The organism is Longimonas sp., from assembly GCF_046498435.1.
Lineage (GTDB): Bacteria > Bacteroidota > Rhodothermia > Rhodothermales > Salinibacteraceae > Longimonas.
This window is the reverse complement of the sequence record NZ_JAWOAR010000179.1, coordinates 1-22986: the sequence shown is the minus strand read 5'-3', so window position 1 is coordinate 22986 and position 22986 is coordinate 1. Positions and strand designations below refer to the sequence as shown.

Below are 22986 nucleotides of genomic sequence, written 5' to 3'. Positions count from 1 at the left end.
GCGGTGCTACGGGATGCGGAGGGTATCGGACGGGGGAGGAAGGTCCTCTGCCGGAGCCGCTTGCATGGTATCGGCCCAGCTTTCGAGGTCGCTGCGCGTGAGTACCCGGCGGTCCTGGCTGTCGAGGGGCTCCAGCGGAACCGGATATTCGTTGACGAAGAGCTGAAGCTGGTCGAGTTGCTCCTCAATGGTGATGCGGTCGGTAAACGGCAGTACAACGGCATCGCCCTCTTCAATCCAGTAGGGGCGGCGCAGATCATCGTCCCGCTGCACGCGCACGCCGTTTACGCTTCCGTTGGCCGCATACAACGTGGCGTAGATGGACTCTCCAAGTTCTGGAGAGGAGGCTTCAGACGATGAGGATTCCGTTGCGTCGGAGACCGGTTCGGTTTCCGTTGTGTCGTCGGGCGGAGTGGGGGGGGACTCTTCTGTTGGCGCAGGCTCGGGCGGGTCCTCGTTGGGCGCAGACCATTGCATAAGGCCCCATGCCAGTCCGACCAGCACCAGCACAACGGCCACGCCCAGAATAATCAGTGGTTTGTTGCTTTGGGAAGCGGGCTGTGATGAAGAAGGGGGGCCTGCGGATTCATCGTCGGAGGAGGGCTCGGTACTGTTCCACCGCCGCGCTGCCATTTCAGATTCAGCAGCCGTGTTTCGCTTTTCAGGCCCTGGTGCATCGAATGCCGAGTCGTCGAGAGGGGCAGGATCGGGATCGGTTTCGGCAGGGCCGTCTTCGTCGGGCCAGGTAATGGAGAGCGGTTCCTCGCCCAATTCATCAACGGCGAGCTCGTTTGTGTATCGATTGTTCTGTGCCAGTTCCAGGCACTCCATCACGCGCTGCGCCGGGGTGATACCAATATGTTGCGCATACGACTTGGCGAGGGAGCGCAGATAGACCGGGTTAAACGAGGATCGGTTGAACAGATCGCCCGACTCGAAGTCGTCGAGCACATCTTCAGAGACACGGGTTGCCTCATGAATGTCGGTCAGCGACACGTCGCGGGCTTCACGGATCCGCTTCAGATCCGCCACAAATCGCTGAATGGAGGCTTCGGGCGAAGTGTCGTTCATACGACAGCGGCTCAGGAGTGCGTTCAGCGGGCGGGGGACGAGTCCCACAAAAAACGTCGTTCCCAGCACAAATGCCAGAAACGACGTGGGACGAACACAATATTTTGGATGCGTGGGGGGGAGGCACGCAGCGGGCTGGTGACACTTGCACTGTGTGGCGTCGCACTGGGTAATGTGCGAGAGGACACCGTGTAGGGCAAAGCCACCAGCGTATTGTGGCGTGCTGTATCAGCTTGTGTAGTGGTCGGGACACCCGGATTTGAACCGGGGACCTCCGCTCCCCCAGAGCGGCGCGCTAACCGGGCTGCGCCATGTCCCGAGTGGGATGCCTTCATAGTAAAAGAAGTGGCTGTGGGTTCCGCAAGTCGTTCACGAAAAACAGACGGATCGGCGAAAAACAGAGGTCCAGCCGCCGCCTGCTGCTTCCCTCCTGTTCAGGTGTGCATAGTTTTCACAGGGGGGCTGTAGACAAAGCGGTGGGTATGAGCAGTGGGTGTCAGGACCGTTTTGTTTTACGAGGTTACTTCCTCGCGCATTGTTACCAGAAGCGCACGCAGCTTGCGCAGTCGCTGGGCGATCTGCTTATGCGTTTCATCGCGTTCCAGGGCCTGCCGAGCTCCGGCAATGGTGTACTTTTCTTCTTTGAGCAGCTGCTGGATGCGGCGGGCCGTCTCCACATCGCTGGGACGGTACTGGCGCTGGCCGCTTGCATCTTTCGTGGGGCGAAGCGCCGCAAACTCGGTTTCCCAGTAGCGTAGCACATGCTGCTCAATACCAAGCTGCTTACTCACCTCGCGAATGGCATATGTGGTGGTTTCCTCTTCAGCCATAGGGCGATGGAGGGGGACAAGTTCGACAGTGTGAGAGCGGAAACGTACGGGCGTGAGCAGAACACAAGCAAAGCAGGTTCTCAATGATTGTTCAAGCCTATGCGTCAACGGTTTGCAAGTTGCGAGGTAGGACCATGTGCTCCTCAACTCCGATGTCCAGTGCTGATATGGCTCCTTCGTCTTCCTCCCGATCTTGGTTTGCTGATCTGTCGCTCATTGGGGTGGTGTTTATTTGGGGAGCTAACTTCCCTATTCTCAAGGCAGCGCTGGGTGCTATGCATCCATTTGTGCTAAACATTTTCCGGTTCAGTATCTCGGTGGCCCTTCTGGGCGGCATCTATGCCTGGCAGCGGAACGGACGTGCGTTCTGGGCACCGATGCGCACCCACGGCTGGTCGATTGTTGGACTTGGGGTGGCTGGCTACTTTGTGTATCAGATTCTCTTCATTGTGAGCGTCAACAATACAACGGCTGGGAGCGCAGCGCTCATTATGGCCGGTGCTCCACTGTGGACGGCGCTCATTGGCCGCCTTTCGGGGCTGGAGGTGCTGCGCGGACTTGCGTGGGTGGGGCTGTTTCTTTCGCTTGCAGGCACCACGCTCGTCATTCTGGATGGAGCCAACAACGCAGCGCTCACCGAAAGCTCGCTCTTTGGCAACACCATGATGCTCATTGGAGCGGTGGTGTGGGGCGGCTTTACCACATACAACAAAGCCATCGTGCACGAGGTGGCTCCGCTCGGCGTTACCTTTTTCGGCCTGCTGGTGGCGCTACCGCTTCTGATTGGGGTTGGGCTTCCGTACTGGAATACAGTGCAGTGGGCCGAGGTAGACGCTTGGGTCTGGTGGGCCATTCTCTACTCTGGAGCCCTATCCACAGGGATTGCCTTTCTCATCTGGAATAATGCCGTCAAAACTGTAGGTCCCTCCAACACAGCAGTGTACAATAACCTGGTGCCATTCGTCGCTGTGCTGGGCGGGGCCTGGTTTTTGGGCGAAACCATCACCTCCCTTCAACTCTTAGGCGGTACGCTCATCATTGGCGGGGTCGTGTGGATGCGTCGGGTGCGTCGTCGGCATACAGCATAGCTCGCCGTTATACCAACTCCGCATACTCCGTTGGGGGTGGAAGGACAAAAGGATGTAGGGATGGAAGAGTGAACGAGCGGATGAAAACATCCATCCAGCCGTCCATGCATCCTCACGCGAAACAGTAAAGCCGACTGACGAAGTACATCGGGGGCGCTGTAGCGGAGGAATGCTGCAATGCCAAAACCAGAGAGGACGTACAGTGCCCTACGGACGCAGAGTCCAGCGGCTCGTAACACGGTGTGCTTCGATGCTATCAGGCGTCGTTGGGCGCGCCTGCACGTAGTAGGCGTCTTCCAGATAGGGATCCACGAACAGGTCGTAGTGCTCCGGGTCGAACGGATGTTCACGCTGGCCGCCGGGATACACGACATGGGCCTCGGGCCGCGTGCCCGAAAAGTCGATAACAGCCCGCTGGCTCGCCGTGTGCGTTACCGTCAGCCCGGGCGCTTGAAGGAGCGTTGATGCGAATCCCGGAAAGGGATACGGCCCACGCCCCATCGATTCGAATGGCCCTGCTGGTAGCAGAAAGTCAATTTCCAACTGGTGGTGGTCGCCCCACGTCCATGACTCGGGGGCCCAGCCATGGCGGGCTGTTAGGGTGTCGGCGGTAGCGTTGAGCGCCTTGCGTATCATGTCGGGCCCCGTTTCGGTGGAGTCGGTGTCCTGGTGGTTGAACCAGGGGGAGGCAGAGGCTTCCTCCAGTCGATTAATGAGCACTGCATCTTGCGGGTTGGGGACCTCGTCGAAGGCGGGCTCGTCCCACACCAGGTCGCGCAGGGTGCGCAGCCAGGTATGCATAATGAGCGGCTCGTGGCGGTCGGTCGTGGCGCGGCCCTCCCAGTCGAGGAGCCACTGGCGTATCTGCTGTCCGCGTTCGGTAAGCGTTTCAGGATCAACGGCTTCGATGAATGGCGCAAATGCGGCGTGCTCTTGCACATACACATCGGTCTGATACGTCTTCAAGCTGTTGAGGCTGTGCTGATCGCGGCGTTCCAGCAGCGTGTCGAGACGCACCGAGCGGTAGCCATCCCGCCAGTCGTGGCCTACGTAGTGCGGATACGACGGCTCGACGGGCACCTGATTGGCGGATCCGACCACACCTCGCTCAGGGTTGATGACATGAGGCATCTCCTCGTGAGGCACCCAGCCCGTCCAGGCGTGATCGTTGGTGTTGCCGGGGAGAAGTCCGGCACTGGATTCAGCAGCGCGTATTGGGAGCCGCCCGGCCATGCGCATGCCGATGGAGCCCTCCGTATCCGCCATTGCAATATTTTGCATGGGGGCGGACCAGTCGGCCAGTGCGCGATCGAGTTCGTTTACAGAGGTGGCGCGGTTCATTTTCCAGAGCGCACGCAGCGTGGTATTTGGGTGGTGCGCAACCCATTGGAGCGCCACTGCTTGCGAGTCGGGCACCGTATCGGGGGCATCGGGCAGCAGCGGGCCCCAGTGGCTGATGCGCAGCGTATCGAGCACAGGGGTGTTGCCCTCCATGTAGAGCGTATCGACCTGGATCTCGAGGTCGCGCCATCGGCCGTCGTGGCGATACTGCGTGCGGTCGTCGTTGAGCGTAAGGGCGTAATGATCCACAACATCGGCCCCAGCATTGGTAAGGCCCCAGCCTACGTGGTTGTTCACACCCTGCACAATGACCGGCGCACCCGGAATGGTTAGCCCCGATACGTCGGTCGTGGGGGTGTGCAGATGCACCTCGTACCAGATAGCCGGTAGCGACAGGCCCAGGTGCATGTCGTTGGCCAGGAGTGCCCCTTCGGTTTCGCTGCGCTCGGGCGCAATGGCCCAGTTATTGGATCCCTTGCCAAAGCGATAGCCTTCTAACATGCGCTCTTGAAGCGCCTGGTGGGCCGTATGGTGCGCGTTAAGAATAGCGTGTGCCTGGCGCTGCGTGGTCGTATCGAGGGCGACTGAGTCGGAGAGCGTTGCGGGGGAGGCGGCTGTTGAGGAAGCCGTTGCTGTAGAGGTGTGGTTGCGATGCGTCGCCTCGGCCTGCCCTTCCGGATACATCGTTGCGTACTGCCCAGGCGGATGGTTGGGATAGAGCGTGGCGTAGTTGTCTGCTGACAGGCGCTCTTGCAGCACGTCGTACACGGGCGCATCGCTGCGATAGGTGAGATCGTACGTCATGTACTGAAGCAAGCGTACCCCGTCGATGGGAGCCCGTGGCGTGGGCGTGGCGTCGAGCACGCGGTAGGCCAGCGGCCATTCGTGGGGAGCCAGTCCGTCGATGTAGGCATTGGCTCCAGTGCCGTACCAGCGTAGCACATCCCACTCGATGTCGTCTTCGGCTTCGATGCGCTCGATGTTTTGCTGGGCTCCCCACTCCATGCCCGTAGCACGCAAAAAGCGGTCGCTGTCGGCGAGGTCGGGACCCAGGAGTTCAGACAGCCGCCCCTGGGCCACGCGCGAGGTGAAGTCCATCTGGAAGAGCCGGTCTTGCGCAACCACATAGCCCATGGCGATAGTGGCATCGCGGTCGCTCTGGGCATAGATGTGGGGCACGCCTCGTTCGTCGCGTACCACCGTTACACGGTCGTCGAGTGCCGAAAGAGCAAGAGTATGTGTGCCACTGGGGGCGGGAGCGGTGCGTGCGGTGTGCCAGAGACCGCGTGCGGGGTCCACAAAGCGCTCCAAGGGAGGCAGCCCGCCCCAGCGCACGGTAAGGCCGCCATAAAGGCCAAGCAATACCACCATGGCCAGCCCGGCCCGGAGTGCCGCGCGACGGTGTATAGTCATGAAAACGAAGGAGTTTCAGGCGGTGGGGTGGAAGGCACAGGCTGAACATTCGCCTTTGCCTCGGCCTCCTTACGCTCATATGCTTTTACACGCTGCAGCAGATCGTCGGTGGCGTTTGCGTAGTTGCGTGCTCCCTTAGATTGCGGATCGGTGTCGAACACCGTCTCTCCATCTTCTGAGGCTTCGGTAAGCGAGGTGCTGGTACGAATGATCGTGTCGAGCACGCGGTGCGTGTACTTTTTACGCATGTAGCTACGGTAGGCGCTGTGCAACCGCTTGCGCTCATCGACCTGCGTAAACAGAAACATAGACGGATGCAGGTCGGGGTTGAGCCGTTTTCGCACCATCGACACGGTCTGGTAGGTCTGCTCGGCACCGACCACCGACTGGTATTCGGGGAGCACCGGAATTACGGCGTACTGGCTGGCTACCAGCGCATTCAAGCTGTATACGGTGACAGCCGCAGCGGTATCGAAGAGCACAGCGTCGTACGAGGCGGTGTCAATGTTGCGTTCTATGGCCTCGCGGATCCAGAGCACATCGGTTGGTTTGTTGAGATCACGCATCTCGCGCGTCAGTCGGTTTGACGACGGAAGCAAGTCGAATCCGCTCATTGATACGGTGCGGCATGCCCACAGGTCGGCATCGGGCCCGAAGAGAGAGAGTGCCGTGTCGTCGTGTGCATCGGGATCGATGCCCATCGTGCGTGTCAAAAATCCCTGGGGATCCAGATCGACGACCAGCGTACGATGCCCAGACAACCCCATAGCGGCGGCTATGTGGATGACGCTGGTGGTCTTTCCCGTTCCGCCTTTGTGATTGCAAATGGTAAATACGTGCATGAATGTCGCCGTCTCTACAAAAGAATCACTGTAACGTACCGGTGGGCGCTGCGTCTGTCAAACCCTTTTATTGATTTCTTGATACGATTTCTCTGAAGTCATGTCGATTCTGGCATATCCATATATGTCTTCTTGAACGTGCGGCCTCCCTATTTCTATGCGCGCAGACGCTCTGCTTCCCAGGCACCGAAATGGCATCCGGTCAGTTGGGGCGGTGTATGGGGCAAGTCTTGTAAGCGCAGGAGCATGGGCTGCTGCGTTGGGATACGGGGTGAGCCTGTTGGGATGGGTGGCTTTTCTGCCACTGTGGATTGTCTGGGATCGTGTGCCGGTTGCGCCGCAGTCGGCACTTACGCATACGGCAGGCCCAGCGTTGCTTGCCCACATCGGCGCGTACGTGGCGGCTTACCCGTGGATTCTTCATCACGCAACGGCGGCGGGCGTGCAAGCGGGCGCGTCGGCTCTGCTTTTGCTCTCGCTGCTGTATAGCCTGCCGCTTATGGCTGGCGGCGCGCTCGTACTTCAGAACCGTGCCGGTGCGGGGATTGCCGTGTGGGTTGGAGCATGGATGCTTGTGGATCTTGTAGTGCAACGTGGGCCCTGGGCGTTTCCGTGGGTGCTTGGCGCGCATGCGGTAGTTGATAGTCCAGGAGCGTACACCCTCGTGCGGCTGGGCGGTACCGTGGCCCTCACCGCTGGCATCGGCGCACTGCATGCGGGAGCCTTTTGGTTATATCGGGCTTTCCCGCTGACTGTTGCTTCTATGCGGCGTGCCGTTCGTCTGTGGGGACGTCCACTCCGTGGTGCCTTGCTTCTGATGCTCCTTTTGGGTGGACTGCTTGCGCTGTATGGGCTGACTATGCCTGCTTCCACTTCCATGCCAACGGCTCCGGCTACTGTGTGGGCCGTGCAGCCGAACGTGCCGCCCACGACCTGGGCCCAGGCTGATGCCGATACCCGCCGGGATCGTCTGCAAACCCTCACCGAAACCGCGCTTGACACCGCCGCAACGGCTCCGAATCTCATCGTATGGCCCGAAACAGCCCTGCATCCGCCCGACACAACGGGCATGCAGGCCCTTACGACCCGCTGGCGTACCACACTGCTCACCGGAGCCGTGCTCTCGGGGACTGCCTCCGGTGCTGTTACCAATGCTGTACTGTTGTATACTCCAAACGCTCCCGTACGCCGCTACGACAAGCACCATCTGGTTCCATTTGCCGAGGCTGTGCCGGGGGCATCGTGGTGGCGAGCGTTGAATCGTTTTGCCATGGAAGGAGACCGCGATCGCGTCTATATGCCCGGCCCGGGAGCTACAGCCTGGACGCAGGCACCGGTGCCTGTGGTGCCGCTCGTCTGCTTTGAAAGTCTGGCGAGTCCATTCCTTGCAGCGCTTGGCTCCGACCTCACCCGTACCCGCGGTCTCATTACGATAGCCCAAACGGGCTGGTGGCAGCGCGCTCAGCCAGCGCGGCAGCATGTGCAATACAGCCGCCTGCGCGCTATGGAAACAGGCCGCCCGCTGCTTGTGGCCTCGGTGAGTGGTCCCACCACGCTTGTGGCTCCGTCGGGCGCAGCTACCCCGCTTGCATCCTATGACACCGAGGCCGTCGTATCCGTTCAATGGCCCGACCCCCATCCGCCCGGATTGTACGTGCGCACGGCCCCGTACACTGACATTGCATGGACCGCGATCGCCTTACTGCTCGTACGTGTGCCTGCTCGCTTATCCTCTTGAGTCTCCTGCTGTACCCATGCCGCCCTTGCTGACGCTCCGTGCGCCGCTGATTTTAGCCTCGCAGTCGCCCCGGCGGCGAGCGTTGCTGGAGCAAGTCGAGTGGCCGTTTACTGTGGAGGTCAGCCCGGCAGAAGAGCAGTTGCCAGACGATGCGTCTCCCCACGCAGCGGTACGTGCTGTGGCGCACCAGAAAGCGACTCCGGTAGCACACAACCATCCGGATGCGCTCACGCTGGCCGCCGACACGGTGGTTGTGTTTGAACAAGAGATCCTGGGCAAGCCCGATTCGCCCGAAGCGGCCCGTGCGCTCCTGCAGCGCATGCAGGACCGACGTCACCATGTGCTTACCGGCATGGCGCTACACCATCCCGCAACCGGCCGCCGCGTGGCTACGGTTACGCAAACCACGGTGTTTATGGCCCCGCTTACCGATGCCGAGATCGATGCCTACGTGCGCTCCGAACTGCCCATGGACAAAGCTGGCAGCTACGGCATTCAAGATGCCATTGCGTCGCTGTTTGTACATCGCCTGCATGGCGACTATTATAACGTGATGGGGTTGCCGCTGCGCACCCTGTATGCCACCCTTCGCACCAACTTTTCTGACCTCATTGCCGACCCCGCATGAACGACTCGTCTTCGCCTATCGACTCGGTGCAGGTGCTGCTTTTGCAAGCGCGCACCTCTGCTCAGATGGAACGCCAAGAGCGCCTCTGCTTTCTGGAGCGTGCTCACCTGCGTCCGGATCAGCTTACGTCACTTAGCGTGCTGCGCGACCCGCTTGCCCCACGCCACCTTGATGCGGTGGATGCCGTGTTTATTGGAGGAGCCGGTGAGTACTCGGCCTACGCCGAATTTCCGTGGATGGGGGCGCTGCTCGACTTCGTGCAACTCGTGGCTGAGGCCGAACGCCCCCTGTTTGGGGCGTGCTGGGGGCATCAGATCATTGCCCGGGCCTTTGGCGGACGCGTAATCCACGATTCGGAGCGCTCTGAACTGGGCTGCCGCAGCGTGTCGCTCACGGAGGCGGGCAAAGAGGACCCGCTATTTGGCACCCTTCCAGAGACGTTCAAGGCCAACATGGGGCATCACGACCGGGTGGCCGAACTGCCCGAGGGCGCCATCGAACTGGCGTGCAATGATCAGCCCAATCAGGCGTTCCGGATGCCCGAATGGCCGTGCTACAGTACGCAGTTTCATAGCGAACTGGATGCGGAGCGCGAGCGCGAGCGTCTGGTCGAGTACCGCGATTACTACCGCGACGACTTGCCCAGCGACAAAGACTTCCAGGTCGTCCTCGACAACCTGACCGAAACCCCCGAGGTCGATGACCTCTTGCACCGCTTCCTGAAGATCTATGCGGCGTAGCTCCGCACGCCCCCCATAAGCTATGGCTCTGTCAACCCTCATCTTGATGGTTACCCTGAAATCATTCTCCCACGAAGCCTGTCATGGTGAGCGCAGTCGAACCATCTCCTCGGAGTTCAGCAGGTACGGCGGGACAGAGGGTCCTACCCACTTCGGGGGAGATCTTTATTCACTGCGTTCATCAGTCGCTTCGCTCGTGTCAGGACTTCGCGTCTCCTTGGCGGAGCCGCTTCGCTCAAGATGACAGCATGTAAGAGAGGTGCGTTACTACCCTAAGATTGACCTGTGACAGAGCACTATGGCTCGTGGCGCAGCGTGACCTCGGCGCGGTCGGCCAGGCCGCCTACAGGTGGGCCGATTTTGCGTACGGTTACCTCAACCGCATTGAGCGCGGGGTAGGCCGCAGCCACTTCCTGCACGATCAGCCCGGCCAGGCGCTCAATAAGCGCATACTCGTGCTGCGTGACCTGCGCCTTCACGATGTCGTAGATCGCCTCGTAGTTAATGGTGTCGTGCAGGTCGTCGGAGGCCACCGCATCAGCCAGGTCCAGGTCGGCCTCCACGTCCACCTCGTAGCGCCCGCCCAGGCGGTTTTCCTCCTCCATCACGCCGTGGTGGCCGTAGAAAACCGCGTTGATAAGCCGAACGGTTCCGTGCATAGCGCGCTGCGGTATATCCAGAAGAAATGGGTGTATTGCACATAAATACAGGAGGATGCAGAGCCCTTCGCCTCCCCGTGCCCCTGTTTACGCAGCCTGAAGCGGTGCCAGTTTGGGAATGGCCGCCAGCTCGCGGAAGGCGCGTGCGCGCTCCACAATCAGGTCCTGGTTCAAGTGGTACAGCCGCTCTGGACCAAAGCGTTCGACCGCAAACGAGGCCATAGCGCTACCGTAGATGATGCCACGACGCAGGTCATCGGCTCCGTAGCTTCCTACTTGCGCCAGGTGCCCCGCCAGGCCGCCAGCAAAGGTATCGCCTGCTCCTGTTGGGTCTTCAATAGCCTCCAGCGGGTAGGCCGGCGCGCTGAATACGGTGTCTCCGTTAAACAGGAGCGCGCCATGTTCGCCCTTTTTGATGATGAGCGTCTCCGGCCCCATGTCGCGGATGATGTCGGCAGTCTTCACAAGATTCGGCTCATCGGCCAGCTCGCGCGCCTCCGAGTCGTTGATGACGAGGCAGTCCACGCGCTGTAGCGTTTCGCGGAGACTGTCGGGGGTGTGCTGGATCCAGTAGTTCATCGTATCGCAGAGCACGTAGCCCGGATCGTCGATCTGATCGAGCACGTGGCGCTGCACGGCCGGGTCGAGGTTGCCCAGGCATACGATCTGACTGGAGCGGTAGTCCTTGGGCAGCGTCGGCTCAAAGTCGACAAGCACGTTAAGCTGGGTGTCGAGCGTGTCGCGCTCGTTGAGGTCGTAGTGGTAGCGACCCTTCCAGTGGAAGGTATCGCCGCTCTCGTCCACCTCCAGCCCCCGCAGGTCGATTCCGCTATCGCGAAAGCGCTGCACATAGTCGTCGGGGAAGTCGCGCCCCACCACGCCGACCAGTCGTACGTCGGGGCAGAAGTAGCGGGCAGCGAGGGTGAGATATGAGGCACTGCCGCCCAGGACGCGGGGCGCGGTGCCAAACGGCGTTTCGATCGAGTCGAACGCAACGGTTCCTACAGCAAGTATACTCACAGATCGGCAAGTAAAAATGATCAGCGGCGAACAGACCAACGTACCCAGCGGGCCCAACAATCGTTGAGCCCGCCGTTCGAATTCTACGCAAAGGAGCGCTGTGTATCCAGGCGCCTGGTGTGCTATCGCGAGAGCACGCCAACGAACACGCCCGCAGCGAAAGCGCCAAGCAGGGTAGCCGTTTGACGCTCGCGCACCCAGTCGCGTGCCATATCAACGGCGATGGAGGCTGGAATCGTCATTGTGCTCCAGTCGTCTTGCACCGAGGCCGGGGGAGGGTCGAACGGATTGCCTGTCGAGGATTCCGACGAGGCGTTTGGTGGGGGAAACGATCCTTCGAATCCCTCTGAGGGCGATGTATTGAACGGGGAATCAGGAGCAGGACCGTTCGAGGGGGCGTCAGGCGGCGTATCCATAGCAGTTTTTCGGAGACCGGGTGTGGTGTGTCTGCGTTATGCATTGTAAGTTGGAATGCGTAGGGTAGGAAATGCCCGTTGCATTCGCAACCTTACGTGCTGTATGCTGCGTTTCGCACGTAGGATTCACGCCCAGCTTCCTTTTGGATTATTTGGCCGTTTCTGTCTATGCATTGGTTTCGTTGCGTGTGTGTTGGATGCTTAATGATCGTGATGGGGCTTGGGGCTCCTGAGGGAAAGGCGCAATCGCCCCCCTCATTTGAGCGCGGTCAGGAGCTGTTCGATCGCGGTTTGTATGCGGCGGCGGCCCAGGAACTGTCGTCGTTCCGCCAGGATCGTCCGCGCCACAGCGCCGCTCCGGAGGCGCTCTATCTGGAGATTCGGGCGATGCAAGCGCTTGACCGCCCCGACGAAGCGTTTCGCCTTACGGATGTGCTGCAACGCCGGTATCCGGGGCATCCGCAAGCCGGTACGCTGCTGCTTTCCATCAGCGAGGAGGCCCTGGCACGGGGCGACCGGGCGCAGGCGCGCACCTACCTGGAGCGCCTGGGAGAGCATCCTGATCCCGATGTGTCGGTTCCGGCGACGTTGCTGCTGGCACAGGAGGCGCATCGGGCTGGTGAGACGCGCACTGCACTGAATGCGTACATTGGCATCGTAAACGACCACCGCGACCGGGCAGAGGCGCCTGAGGCGGCCTACCATGCCGGGCGGCTCTACCTGTCGCAAGATCGTACCGAGAGTGCGGTGCGTGCGCTGCGTACGGTGGTCGAGCGGTACGAGACCTCATCGTATGCCCAGGAGGCACGCGAGCCGCTGGCACAGGCTCACATGACGCTCGATCAGCCGGAGCGCGCTATTGCAGTGCTGGAAGACGCTTCGCAGCGTACTGCCCGCGCACACACGCTGCTGGGCTATGCCTATCTGGAAACGGAGCAGTGGAACCGTGCCCACCGCGCCTTTACGGAGGCGGCCAGCAGCAATCCGGGGCCGGTTGTGGCCTACGGGCTGGGCTGGGCGGCGCATCATCGGGGCAATCATGCGCAGGCGGCGGATCACTTCAGTCGCGTGGCGGACTCGGATCATCCCTACGCAACAACAGCCCAGTTTGAAGCGGCTCGCAACTACCAGCGCGCCGACAATCCCGATGCGGCCCGCGAAGCCTATGCGTCATATATCGACGCAGCTTCCTCGGCCGAACGCGCCGACGAAGCGACGTTTGAGGTCGGCCGCTTACACTATCAGAGCGGCAATTACGACCGGGCCGGGGAGACGATGGAGCGCCTCTTGCAGTCGTATGCGGACTCGGATCAGCGCGGGCGGGCGCACCTGGTGTTGGGGAACGTGGCGCTGCAACGCGAAGATATGGATCGCGCGCTGGAGGCATTCGATGAAGCCAGCGCGCTGGGGGCCGCCCCCGACTCCATTCGCGATGCGGTGGAGTTTCAGCAGGCGTGGTCGCTCTACGAGAGCCGCCAGTACGACGACGCTGCCGATGCCTTCATGCGCGTGCATGAAGGCGGACGCCTCGATCAACGCGAGGAGGCGCTCTTTTGGGCGGGCGAGAGCCTGTTTCAGTCCGAGCGCTACGATGCCGCACGCGCCCGTTTGCAGCGCTATGTAGATGCAGCGCCCAACGGTCCGTCGGCGCCTGCCGCGCGCTACACCATTGCGTGGTCGTACTTTAAGCAGGAGCAGTTCGCAAATGCGGCCAATGCGTTTGAGCGCTTCCTGAATACGTATGATGACGACACGCGCATCCCCTACCGCGCCGATGCCCAGCTCCGCCTGGGCGACAGCTACTTTGCCCAGCGCCGCTACGACGACGCGCTCGACGCTTACAGTGCCGTTGATGACACCGGACGTGACTATGCGCTCTTTCAGTTGGGCGAGACGTACGCGCTGCAAGACCGCTTTGAGGAAGCGATCGATGCGTTCGATGAGCTGATTGATTCGTATCCCGATAGCCGCTGGCATCCCGAAGCGCTTTACCGGCGGGGCGGTGTCTACTTCCAGGTCGAGGAGTATGAGGCGGCACGAGCCTCGTACGAAGCGCTCCTCGATGCGTATCCAGACCATCCCCGTGTGGCCCGCACACAGTACGCCATCGGCGACGCGTATTTCAACATGGGCAATCTTGATGCGGCGATCGAAGCCTATCGGATTGTGCTGGAAGAGTATCCCGAAAGCGAGGTGTTTGCCGATGCGGCCTCCAGCATCCAGTATGCGTTTGTGGTGCAGGATGATGAGGAGAATGCCCAGGCGTTCATCAATGAGATTGCCGACCGCATTGACGACCCGGAGCGTAGCGATGCGCTGCGATTCCGCGTAGCAGAGGCCACGTACCAGAGCGGCGACATCGAGGCCGCCATGCAGCAGCTCCGCCAGTTTGTGCGTGTGGCTGAAACCGATACGTATCTTCCGCAAGCCTACTTTCTGCTGGGGCGTGGCCATGCCGATCAGCAGGAAGAACAGGAGGCGCGCACCTTCTTTGAGCAGCTTCTTGAGAATTACCCCGATCATCCGCGCGTGCCCGAAGCGGCGCTTCGTTTGGGAGAGATGTACGAACAAAATGAAGACTACGACCGGGCGCTTGAGGCCTTTCGCCAGGCGCTGAACGATCCCGAAGCGCCTACCGATGTGGTTGCGCGCGCCCGCTACGGGGAGGCGGTGGCGCTCTTGCAGCAGGGGCGTGCCGATGAGGCCGAGCAGCGGCTGCGCCAGATTGTGCGCGAGCAAGACTCGAACCGCCTGGTGGCTTCGGCCCGGCTGGGGCTGGCGCGTATCGCTGAAGAGGAGGGCGCTCTCGATGAAGCCCAACGCCTGTACCGCCAGGTTGTGGAATCGGATGCCGACGATGAAAGCGAAGCCGAGGCGCGCTTCCGGCTGGGACGCCTGCTCCGACAGAGCGGACGTCCGAATGAGGCCATTACCGAGCTGGAGCGCATTCCATCGCTCTTTTCAGGCTTTTCGAGCTGGGTGGCGCGCAGCTACTTAGAGCAGGCTCGTGCCTATGAACAGTTGGATCAGCGTGGCGAGGCCCAGCGCCTCTACGACCGCGTGGCTGATACGTATAGCGATACGCCGTATGCCGATGAAGCCCGCGAAGCGCGCGAAGCGCTGTAACCCGCAAGATGCTGCACCCGCTGCCTGATTCGTTTGCTGATGAGCGCGTCCCTGCGGCGCTGCTCTCCTCCTGCCTTCATCGCTTTTGCCTTTCGTATCCCCCTTACCCTGCATGATGCGTTCTGTTGTTCTCTCTGTACTGCTCCTACTCGCTGGCGTTAGCTCAACATGGGCTCAAGATCCTGACTCGGACCCTGCGCTCCCTGAAATCACCCCGCGCGAAATTGAGATTCGGGGAGAGTATCGCGTCGTCTTTCCATCGCTGGAGCGGCCTACGCTGCAAGAGCTACAGCCGCGTACCCGGGTGCAGGCCCTTCCGCTCGAAGGCGTGCCCAGCGCATCCCCCATTGAGTTTGAAGTGGACGCGCTGCCTCCCCTAAACCTGGACCCGCCCGAAGCCGACTACGGCGGACGCGCGCCGCTGCCGCCGCTTCTTAGCGGTATGAATGGCTCGTTGGAAGTAGGAGGCGGACGCTTTACCGAACGACGCGCCGCTACTGATCTGCAACTGCCTGTATCTGCACGCACGTCGTTGCAGCTGGAGGGCGACTACGAAGGGATGAACGGGGCCCAGCCCTTCGACGACCGCGATGTGCGAACGGCGTTCGACAGGGGCGAGGGGGCGCTCTCTCTTTCGCATCGGGGTGGAACCTGGGGACTCACATCCAGCATTGACGGCGGCTATCAGCAGTATGATCTGTACGGCGTAAATGACGGCCAACCCGTTCCCGAGCGGTCTATTGGGCAATTGGGTACCACGCATACGCTGCACGTGCACGAGGGGCTGCCGCTTACGTGGACCCTGGGATACGAGGCGCACGATCTGGAGACGGAAGACCTGACCTTTTCGACCCAGCGCTTCCACACAGATCTTGAGGCGACCTTCGATCTGTCTGCTATTGCTGTAACCCTGCGCGGCAATGCCGATGTGGCAGGGCACGGAGGCAACGCCGCCTTCTCGGGCGACAGCCGCTCGGGCGCGCTGCATGGCATTGTGCAGATTGTAGATCGCCCCGACCTGCGCGTGGAGGGCGGCGCCGCCATCCTGGGCGCTGCGACCGACGAGGCTCCGCTTGGCGCGTCAACATCGAACACGTACGGGGCTCCGTATGGGCTTGTAGAGTGGCGGTTTGCCCCGATGTGGATGCTGTATGCCGAGCAAGTGCCCTCGATCACGCTTCACACCCCCATTGATCTGCTTCGTACGAACCCGTACATGAATGCGCGTCCCGGACTTGGAGCAACAGCGCGCACCCTCGATGCCACTGCAGGCCTGCAGTGGGCACCGGGTCCGGTGCAGGTGGATGTGCATGGCGGCGTTGCGAGCAGCCCCTCGCGCCGATTCTTTACGCTGGCGTCGGCCCCGACATACGATGCGCAGTACACATACGATGCGCAGTACCTCGATGCGACGACATGGACGCTTGGGCTAGATGCCACGCTTCAGGCCCATGCCCGCTGGTTTGGCACGATGGCCGTCTCCTACACCGGCGGCAGCGTAGACGCAGGCGATGGCCTGCCGTTTGTGCCCAGCGCTCAGGGGGAGGCCACCGTTGGGTATCAGTTCCCCGAACGACAGGCGCGACTTCAGTTTCATCTGCGTGGCCAGGGCACGCGCGACCTCGATGCAACCGGCGAAGCTACAGCAGATGGATTCGTAGGGGTCGGCCTCTCAGGCGAGGTGCAAATTGTGCCCAACATTGAAGTTACGGCATACGTACAAGATATTGGGGCAAACGACATGACCGAGTGGCCCGGCTACCCCCAACCCACTGCCCGCGTTGGTGCAGGACTCCGACTCCTCTGGTAGATGCTGTTTCGTCGTAACCAGGAGAGGGTGAGCACGCCGTTGTCCTCCAACCGTCCTCCGGTTTCTCGTCCATCCACCCAATCACGTATTGAAGATGGGCGCAAAATGTGGTAAGCTACAGTACGTGCGTTCATCATAATTCAAAACGATCACAGATTGTTATGGCTCGCCCTTCTCCCAAAGACGTTCTTAAGGCCTTTTGCGCCGTTGTGCAAGACGAGTTGGCCGCGGGGCGTGATGTAAACCTTCCCGGTCTGGGTACCATTCAGGTGGAGCACGCCTCCAGCACCGTCCAACAAAGCGACGATGCCGCGATGTGGTCGCCGCCAAAGCGCACGATCACCTTCACGCCGCACGACTCGCCCTCTACCTCATGAACGCCCCCCTTGCTTATGTCTGACCGTCTCTTATCCCGACTGGCTGACCATCTGGGGTTATCTGAGTCGGAGGTGGCCCCCATACTCAAAGCACTCCTGAAACAAGTGCGAAAACGCGCCGGCAATAGTTCGGGCGTGCAAATTCCGAACCTTGGTACGTTCTCGACCGATGCCGAGGGCACCCTCCAGTTTACGCCCGATGATGCACTGGTGGAAGCCGTCAACGAAGATTATGCCGGGCTTGAAGAAGAGCCAGCCCCTGAGCCGGCCCGTGCCCCCGACACATCTACCGCGCTGGCTGAGCCCTCCGCGTTCCGAACATCGCCCCCTACATCTAAACCGTCTCCATCCAAGCAGACCAAGGAGGAGGCAGAAAAATCAACGGCGGCTTCCTCTACCCCGTCGGATACTGAGGCGGATGCAGACGATGCAACCGAGGAACTTCCGGCTGCGGGTGGATCGGACACCGGATCGCTCTGGCCGTCCGAATCCAATAAGCCTAAGACTTCCGACGATGCCGATCAGGAAGAAGACGATGCGGGCGACTCCGATGCTCCCGATAGCGACTTCTGGAGCCAGGATCGGGAGTGGGATTTGTCGAGCGTTGCCTTCGGTGACGAACCGGATGAGGACCTGGATCTGGATGAGGACCTGGATCTGGATGAAGATGACGATGCATCAGCACGTTCAGACGATGCGACGCCCGCTGCATCTCCGGTAGAAACATCTGATACGGCTGATGACGCGGCGCCTGTCTCCCCTGCTGATGGTGATGCTGATGGTGAATCTGATCCGGCACCCTCCCAGGAACGTACAGGGTGGCGCACTACAGCAGGCGTCCTCTTCCTGTTAGCTGCTTTTATAGGCGGATGGATCGTGCTGGGCGAGCAAGGTACCGTACCAGCACCGGGCACGGTCGCAGAACAGGTCCGCGCCTCATTTTCGGGAAGCGAAGCGGGGGCGTCTTCCGATGCGGAAGATGCCACAGCCGACAGCCGCGACGTTGGTGCCTCTGACACCGACACAGCCCCCTCGGATAGCGATGCGAGTGATGCTGATGCCTCTGAAGACGATGACGCGCCTTCCAACAACGATGAGGCGTCCAACGATGAGGCGTCCAACGATGAGGCGTCCGATACCGATGGCAATGCTGAGTCCTCTGACGACGCCGCTGAAGAGGATGCGCCCGATCCATCCGACGAAGCGCCTTCCATTCAACCGGATGAAGGAGGCTGGACGTTGGTCGTGGCCTCTCGAACCAGCGAAACCGAAGCGGAAGAACTCCAATCGATCTTCACGTCGTCGCTCCAAGAAGACGGGCTTCCCGTTGATATTCTGCCGAGTGACGGTTCCGATGGAACGACGCGGTACCGCGTCGTCGTTGGACAGTTCGATTCCCAGGCAGAAGCACAGGATGCACAGGAAGCATACAGCGACGTAGTCCCCGAAGACGCCTGGGCATTACAACTATAGCGCAACCGTAGCGCCGCTTTGGGTTTCTCCATGGCGGGTGTGCGGTGTGCTTTCCACACGTACGGGTCTGCTTTTCGTATCTTTCTCGCTTGTACTTACGCCTTCTTTGCTTATGTACTTTCGCCTTCAGGCCGCCCTCCCTCCCGATTCGGCCGAGGACAGCCTGGCCGCAACTGCTGCTGACGAGGGCGCCATGTCTGTGCTCGACATTTTGATTCAAGGCGGATGGGTCATGATTCCCATCCTCTTGCTCTCGTTTGTGGCGGTATATCTGTTTATTGAGCGTCTGCTTACGATTCGGCAAGCCTCCGGCAATCCAGAGGTGATCACCGATCAAGTGCGTGAGTATATCCGCGCTAACGACATTGATGGAGCTATTGCGTACTGTCAGCGCCAGGACGTGCCCATCACTCGGATTCTTCGGCAGGGCTTAGAGCGTTTGGGGCGCCCTATCTCTGAAATTCAGGATGCTGTGCAGGCGGCTGGAAAGCATGAAACCTTCCTCTTAGAGAAGCGCACCAACATGCTTGCCAGCATTGCCAGCGTGGCTCCGATGCTTGGCTTTTTTGGAACGGTGTTAGGCATGATTCGCGCGTTTCAAGACATTCAGAGCTTGCAAGGCAACGTAAATCCAAGTGTGCTTGCGGGCGGTATTTGGGAGGCGTTGATTACGACAGCTGCGGGCCTGCTCGTGGGCATTATTGCCTCGCTGGCGTACAACTACCTGTTAGACCGTATCAAACGGCTCACGAACGGTATGGAGCGCTCGGCAACAGACTTCATCGACTTGCTTCAGGAGCCCGTGGGGTAGCGCTTGAATGCCTCTGTCGATTTCTTCTACGGATCCTGCATTGCTATGAGCTTCGATTTTGAGCCGTCGCGCCCTCCCGTATCCTCAATCAGTCTGGCGGGGATGACGGATGTGGTCCTGCTGCTCCTCGTGTTTTTCCTTCTTACATCCAGCTTCGTCCCCCAACTGGGAATCGAAGTTACGCTCCCCGAGGTTGATGCGTCGGCCCCAGTTGAGCAGCAGTACATCACGGTGTCGCTCACGGAGGATGGGAGCTACTTTGTGAACGGGAATCCAGCCTCCGAAGGGCAACTCACAGAGCGCATGCGTGATGCACGCAGCGAAACGACAACCACTGTGGTGCTGCGTGCAGACGAGGGGGCTACCATTCGCCAGTTTGCCACGGTGGCCTCCGCGGCCCAGGCACTGGAACTACGCGTCTTGATGGCCACCGAACGTAGTTGACACTCCCCCGGCTAAAGCCGTGTATGTGTTTAGCGACTTGTTCCAGATATCCTGGGCGGCCATTGAATCGCGCTAAACAGATACCGACCACTGTCGGCACCGTCTGCGTTTCTGGCGTACACCACGGCACCCCCCTTCGGTATCGCTGTCGCGTGGGAAACGCAGGAGCCTTCATTTGCTGAGCCAACGGGGGACCGTTGGCTCCAGTCTATCCCCCCCTCAGTCGCTGGTACTACAGCTCCCCTCTTTAGGGGAGTGATTGGGGGACTGCTCCTTTACTTCACACCTCAACGTCATCCTGACCCACGACGACCGTCGGGGGGAAGGATCTCGACGCCGCTCCTGCACGTGTGGCACGATCCTTCGGTGAAGAGCGCTGGATCGCGGGCAGTTATAGAATCGCGCTAAACACGTACAGACACGAGCCTTGCGACGAGGAGGGCGGTAGTCGGGTTGGTGTTGGCTGGAGCGTCCTCCTCATCGCGCTGACGAGGTAACTTGTGCCGACCCGTTTGCCAGGCCCGACGATGCCGAGGCCAACCCACTTCCCGGTTCGGACTGCAGCGCGGAGCAGCATCGCCCCTGTCAGCATTGTTGCAGATACGCATTGCATTCGCCCTGTGCTGTGGCGTACGTTGCACCACAGACCATCATCATCCTGCTGCTCTCACTCAATCCACCGATGTTATGCGACTTCAAGGCAAACGTGTTGTTGTGCTTCTGGAACGCTCCTTCGAAGACCTGGAGTTCTGGGTGCCCACCATGCGCCTGCAAGAAGAAGGCGCCGAGGTCACCATTGCTGCCCCCGAGGCCAATCGCACCTACACGGGCAAGAACGGCGTGCCCGCCACCAGCGAGGTGGCCGCGCGCGACTTGAGCGCCGACGACTTCGACGGCATCGTGGTCCCCGGCGGCTGGGCGCCCGACAAGATGCGCCGCTACGAAGGCGTCACCTCGCTGGTCGCCGATCTCTATGCACAAGACAAACCTGTGGGCCTCATCTGCCACGCCGGGCTTGTTGGCATCTCGGCGGGTATCGTAGACGGCCATCGCGCCACCGGAAGCCTCGGCATCAAAGACGACCTGGTCAACGCCGGGGCCACCTGGGTCGATGAGGCCGCATTCCAAGACGGCGCCATCGTCTGGGGCCGCGTGGTGAAAGACATCCCCGACTTCTGCCGCGAACTGGTGGACGCGCTCGCCTAACACGCATCCGCACCCCATAGCCCTAACGAGCCGACTGGACGTACATCCGGTCGGCTTTTTATGTGGCGACCCAGGCAGCCGATGAACCCAATGCTCGAATGCGCTGCCTGACCGTGCTGGAAATGCGGAGGCGCGTCTTGCAACATGGGAGCGCCCGCATCGACATGAGAATATAGTCGTGAGAATAGCCCTGTGCGCCGGATACGCTCCGAGATAGCAGGTAACGACCCGACCTATTCGGCACACGCGTCCCGGTCCGTCGTGTACATACATCAAGAATCATCGACCTGCCCACGGCACGTCCTCACGGCACGTCCCCACGACACGTCCCCCCAAGGCGTCCGGCTGTTTTTCAGTTTCACCCATTGACCGCATCAGTATGGACCCACAGCTCCTCATCGTTCTCGGCATTCTGGCCGTCACCGTCGTCCTTATCATCACCGAGTGGCTGCGGATCGACATTGTTGCCATTCTCGCGATGCTGGCGCTGGTATGGACGGGGAGCCTGTCTCCGGAAGACGCCCGCTCTGGGTTCTCCAGCAACGCCGTCCTGGCGATTATCGGAGTGATGATCATGGGGCGCGGTCTGTTTGCCTCTGGCGTCACCGACAACATTGCCGACTTCATTTTGCGTGTCGCCGGGTCAGGGCGACGACGCATTCTGTCTACGGTGTCGCTCACTGTGGGCGTGCTATCTGGGTTCATGCAGAACATCGGAGCCGCAGCGCTCTTTCTTCCGGTTCTGACGGGCATTTCCAAACGGGAAAACATCCCCATATCAAGCCTGCTGATGCCAATGGGGTTTGCCGCCTTGATTGGCGGGACGCTCACGATGATCGGAACGAGTTCGTTGATCGTGCTCAACGACTTGCTCGCAAGCCGTGGTATCGAGGCCTTTTCGTTCTTTAGCGTAACACCAATCGGCATCGTCCTCCTGATCGTCGGTGTAGCCTACTTTCTGCTATTCAGCTCGTCGCTGCTCCCAACCGGCGAGGCGACAGATCCAGAAATGACAGCCGGGGCAAAAATGCTCAACGTCTGGGGACTCTCGGACTCCATTTACACATTCCGTATTCCGGAGAAAAGCCCCCTCGTTGGGAAGTCCGTCGAAGAGTCGCAAATGGGAGCTCAATACAATGTCAACCTGTTGCGCGCTTACGATAAAGACGCCGATGAGTACAAGATCTGGGATGACCTGCAGTTTGAAACCGATCAGCAGCTGCTGGTACAAGGGCAAAAAGAAGAGATCGGAGAGTTCGCCCAAGATAACGACCTTCGTCTTCTGGAGAAAGGCGAGAAGTCGGCCCAAGATGCTGAGGTAGGCTACCTGGAGGTGGTCATCCCGGCACGATCGAGCCTGGTTGACAAGACGATTCGGGAGGCAGCGCTCCGCGACGTGTACAACGCGCAGGTGGTTCTCGTCTTTAGCGAAAGCCAGGTGATTGACAAGGATGTGGCCGACCATCTCATCCGCGCCGGAGATACGCTCGTCCTACAGGGAGCGTGGGAGAGCCTGCAGTTTTTCGAGGAAAGCGAAGACTTTATCACCGTCACACCACTGAAAAAGCGTGAGGAAAAGCGCCCCGAAAAAGCGATCTTTGCTGTCAGCAGCTTTGCCGCTGCCCTCGGGGCCGTGCTGCTGCTCGACCTTCCGATCTCCATCGGCTTCCTCACCGGGGCCATTGCAATGGTCTTGGGAGGCGTCCTTTCTATCGAAGATGCCTACCGCGCCGTCGAATGGAAGGTTATCTTTCTCATCTCTGGTCTCATCCCCATCGGCCTCGCCATGGAGTCGTCGGGGGCGGCGTCCTTCATTGCCGAGACGCTGGTGCAGAGCGTTCAGGGGGTCCACCCGTTTATGATCCTCCTGGCGCTGGGTGTGCTCACCACGCTCTTCTCACTTATGATGTCGAACGTCGCGGCCACGGTACTGCTGGTACCCTTAGTGCTCGA

At 60.5% G+C, this 22986-nt stretch carries 19 protein-coding genes and 1 tRNA gene; 12 read left to right on the top strand and 8 right to left on the bottom strand.

What is annotated here, in order from left to right; genetic code table 11:
- Positions 1 to 6: 6 nt before the first annotated feature.
- The 3 genes from R6U20_RS06590 to R6U20_RS06580 form a co-directional block, all read right to left on the bottom strand.
- Positions 7 to 1071: a helix-turn-helix domain-containing protein gene (locus R6U20_RS06590; RefSeq protein WP_410337069.1), complete on the bottom strand. Its 1065-nt coding sequence runs from the start codon at positions 1069 to 1071 to the stop codon at positions 7 to 9.
- A gap of 241 nt (positions 1072 to 1312) precedes the next feature.
- Positions 1313 to 1390: transfer RNA gene (locus R6U20_RS06585), tRNA-Pro, on the bottom strand.
- A gap of 193 nt (positions 1391 to 1583) precedes the next feature.
- Positions 1584 to 1901: a MerR family transcriptional regulator gene (locus R6U20_RS06580; protein ID WP_410337068.1), complete on the bottom strand. Its 318-nt coding sequence runs from the start codon at positions 1899 to 1901 to the stop codon at positions 1584 to 1586.
- 167 nt (positions 1902 to 2068) lie between these two features.
- Here R6U20_RS06580 and R6U20_RS06575 point away from each other — a divergent pair, with 167 nt between their 5' ends.
- A complete protein-coding gene (locus R6U20_RS06575) occupies positions 2069 to 2989 on the top strand; it encodes a DMT family transporter (protein WP_410337067.1) in 921 nt (306 codons plus the stop codon).
- Positions 2990 to 3196: 207 nt separating this feature from the next.
- Here R6U20_RS06575 and R6U20_RS06570 read toward each other — a convergent pair whose 3' ends face one another.
- Together R6U20_RS06570 and R6U20_RS06565 are read right to left on the bottom strand one after the other, a co-directional pair.
- Positions 3197 to 5743 carry a penicillin acylase family protein gene (locus R6U20_RS06570; RefSeq protein WP_410337066.1) on the bottom strand — a complete coding sequence of 849 codons (2547 nt, stop codon included), beginning with the start codon at positions 5741 to 5743 and terminating at the stop codon, positions 3197 to 3199.
- Positions 5740 to 6585 (bottom strand): ParA family protein, encoded by an 846-nt coding sequence (locus R6U20_RS06565; RefSeq protein ID WP_410337065.1) that lies wholly within the window; start codon positions 6583 to 6585, stop codon positions 5740 to 5742. The genes R6U20_RS06570 and R6U20_RS06565 overlap by 4 nt, the downstream gene beginning before the upstream one ends.
- Before the next feature lie 289 nt (positions 6586 to 6874).
- Between R6U20_RS06565 and lnt the strand changes: the two genes are divergently transcribed.
- Genes lnt through R6U20_RS06550 form a run of 3 tightly spaced genes read left to right on the top strand, consistent with a single transcriptional unit; the run spans position 6875 to position 9691 of the window.
- Positions 6875 to 8323: an apolipoprotein N-acyltransferase gene (lnt, locus tag R6U20_RS06560; protein ID WP_410337064.1), complete on the top strand. Its 1449-nt coding sequence runs from the start codon at positions 6875 to 6877 to the stop codon at positions 8321 to 8323.
- Positions 8324 to 8339: 16 nt separating this feature from the next.
- Positions 8340 to 8951 (top strand): Maf family protein, encoded by a 612-nt coding sequence (locus R6U20_RS06555; RefSeq protein WP_410337063.1) that lies wholly within the window; start codon positions 8340 to 8342, stop codon positions 8949 to 8951.
- Positions 8948 to 9691 carry a type 1 glutamine amidotransferase gene (locus tag R6U20_RS06550; protein ID WP_410337062.1) on the top strand — a complete coding sequence of 248 codons (744 nt, stop codon included), beginning with the start codon at positions 8948 to 8950 and terminating at the stop codon, positions 9689 to 9691. Before R6U20_RS06555 ends, R6U20_RS06550 begins: the two co-directional genes overlap by 4 nt.
- A 296-nt stretch (positions 9692 to 9987) precedes the next feature.
- Here R6U20_RS06550 and folB read toward each other — a convergent pair whose 3' ends face one another.
- The 3 genes from folB to R6U20_RS06535 form a co-directional block, all read right to left on the bottom strand.
- Positions 9988 to 10350, bottom strand: coding sequence for a dihydroneopterin aldolase (gene folB / locus R6U20_RS06545; protein ID WP_410337061.1), 363 nt, complete (start codon positions 10348 to 10350; stop codon positions 9988 to 9990).
- An 87-nt stretch (positions 10351 to 10437) separates the two neighbouring features.
- On the bottom strand, positions 10438 to 11370 hold the full coding sequence (locus tag R6U20_RS06540) for a PfkB family carbohydrate kinase (protein WP_410337060.1): 933 nt from the start codon (positions 11368 to 11370) through the stop codon (positions 10438 to 10440).
- 122 nt (positions 11371 to 11492) lie between these two features.
- A complete protein-coding gene (locus tag R6U20_RS06535; protein ID WP_410337059.1) occupies positions 11493 to 11786 on the bottom strand; it encodes a hypothetical protein in 294 nt (97 codons plus the stop codon).
- A 213-nt stretch (positions 11787 to 11999) separates the two neighbouring features.
- Between R6U20_RS06535 and R6U20_RS06530 the strand changes: the two genes are divergently transcribed.
- The 8 genes from R6U20_RS06530 to R6U20_RS06495 all read left to right on the top strand — a co-directional run.
- Positions 12000 to 14912, top strand: a complete 2913-nt coding sequence (locus R6U20_RS06530; RefSeq protein WP_410337073.1) for a tetratricopeptide repeat protein — start codon at positions 12000 to 12002, stop codon at positions 14910 to 14912.
- A 112-nt stretch (positions 14913 to 15024) separates the two neighbouring features.
- Complete coding sequence (locus R6U20_RS06525) at positions 15025 to 16722, top strand: hypothetical protein (RefSeq protein ID WP_410337058.1); 1698 nt, start codon at positions 15025 to 15027, stop codon at positions 16720 to 16722.
- A gap of 161 nt (positions 16723 to 16883) precedes the next feature.
- Positions 16884 to 17099 carry an HU family DNA-binding protein gene (locus R6U20_RS06520; protein WP_410337057.1) on the top strand — a complete coding sequence of 72 codons (216 nt, stop codon included), beginning with the start codon at positions 16884 to 16886 and terminating at the stop codon, positions 17097 to 17099.
- A gap of 15 nt (positions 17100 to 17114) precedes the next feature.
- Positions 17115 to 18572 carry an SPOR domain-containing protein gene (locus R6U20_RS06515; protein WP_410337056.1) on the top strand — a complete coding sequence of 486 codons (1458 nt, stop codon included), beginning with the start codon at positions 17115 to 17117 and terminating at the stop codon, positions 18570 to 18572.
- 112 nt (positions 18573 to 18684) lie between these two features.
- Entirely contained in the window at positions 18685 to 19383 is a 699-nt protein-coding gene (locus R6U20_RS06510) for a MotA/TolQ/ExbB proton channel family protein (protein WP_410337055.1), read from the top strand.
- A 45-nt stretch (positions 19384 to 19428) separates the two neighbouring features.
- Positions 19429 to 19827 (top strand): ExbD/TolR family protein, encoded by a 399-nt coding sequence (locus R6U20_RS06505; RefSeq protein WP_410337054.1) that lies wholly within the window; start codon positions 19429 to 19431, stop codon positions 19825 to 19827.
- Between the two features lie 687 nt (positions 19828 to 20514).
- On the top strand, positions 20515 to 21033 hold the full coding sequence (locus R6U20_RS06500) for a type 1 glutamine amidotransferase domain-containing protein (RefSeq protein ID WP_410337053.1): 519 nt from the start codon (positions 20515 to 20517) through the stop codon (positions 21031 to 21033).
- 379 nt (positions 21034 to 21412) lie between these two features.
- Positions 21413 to 22986 (top strand): SLC13 family permease (locus tag R6U20_RS06495; protein ID WP_410337052.1); only part of this gene is annotated, 1574 nt, incomplete at its 3' end.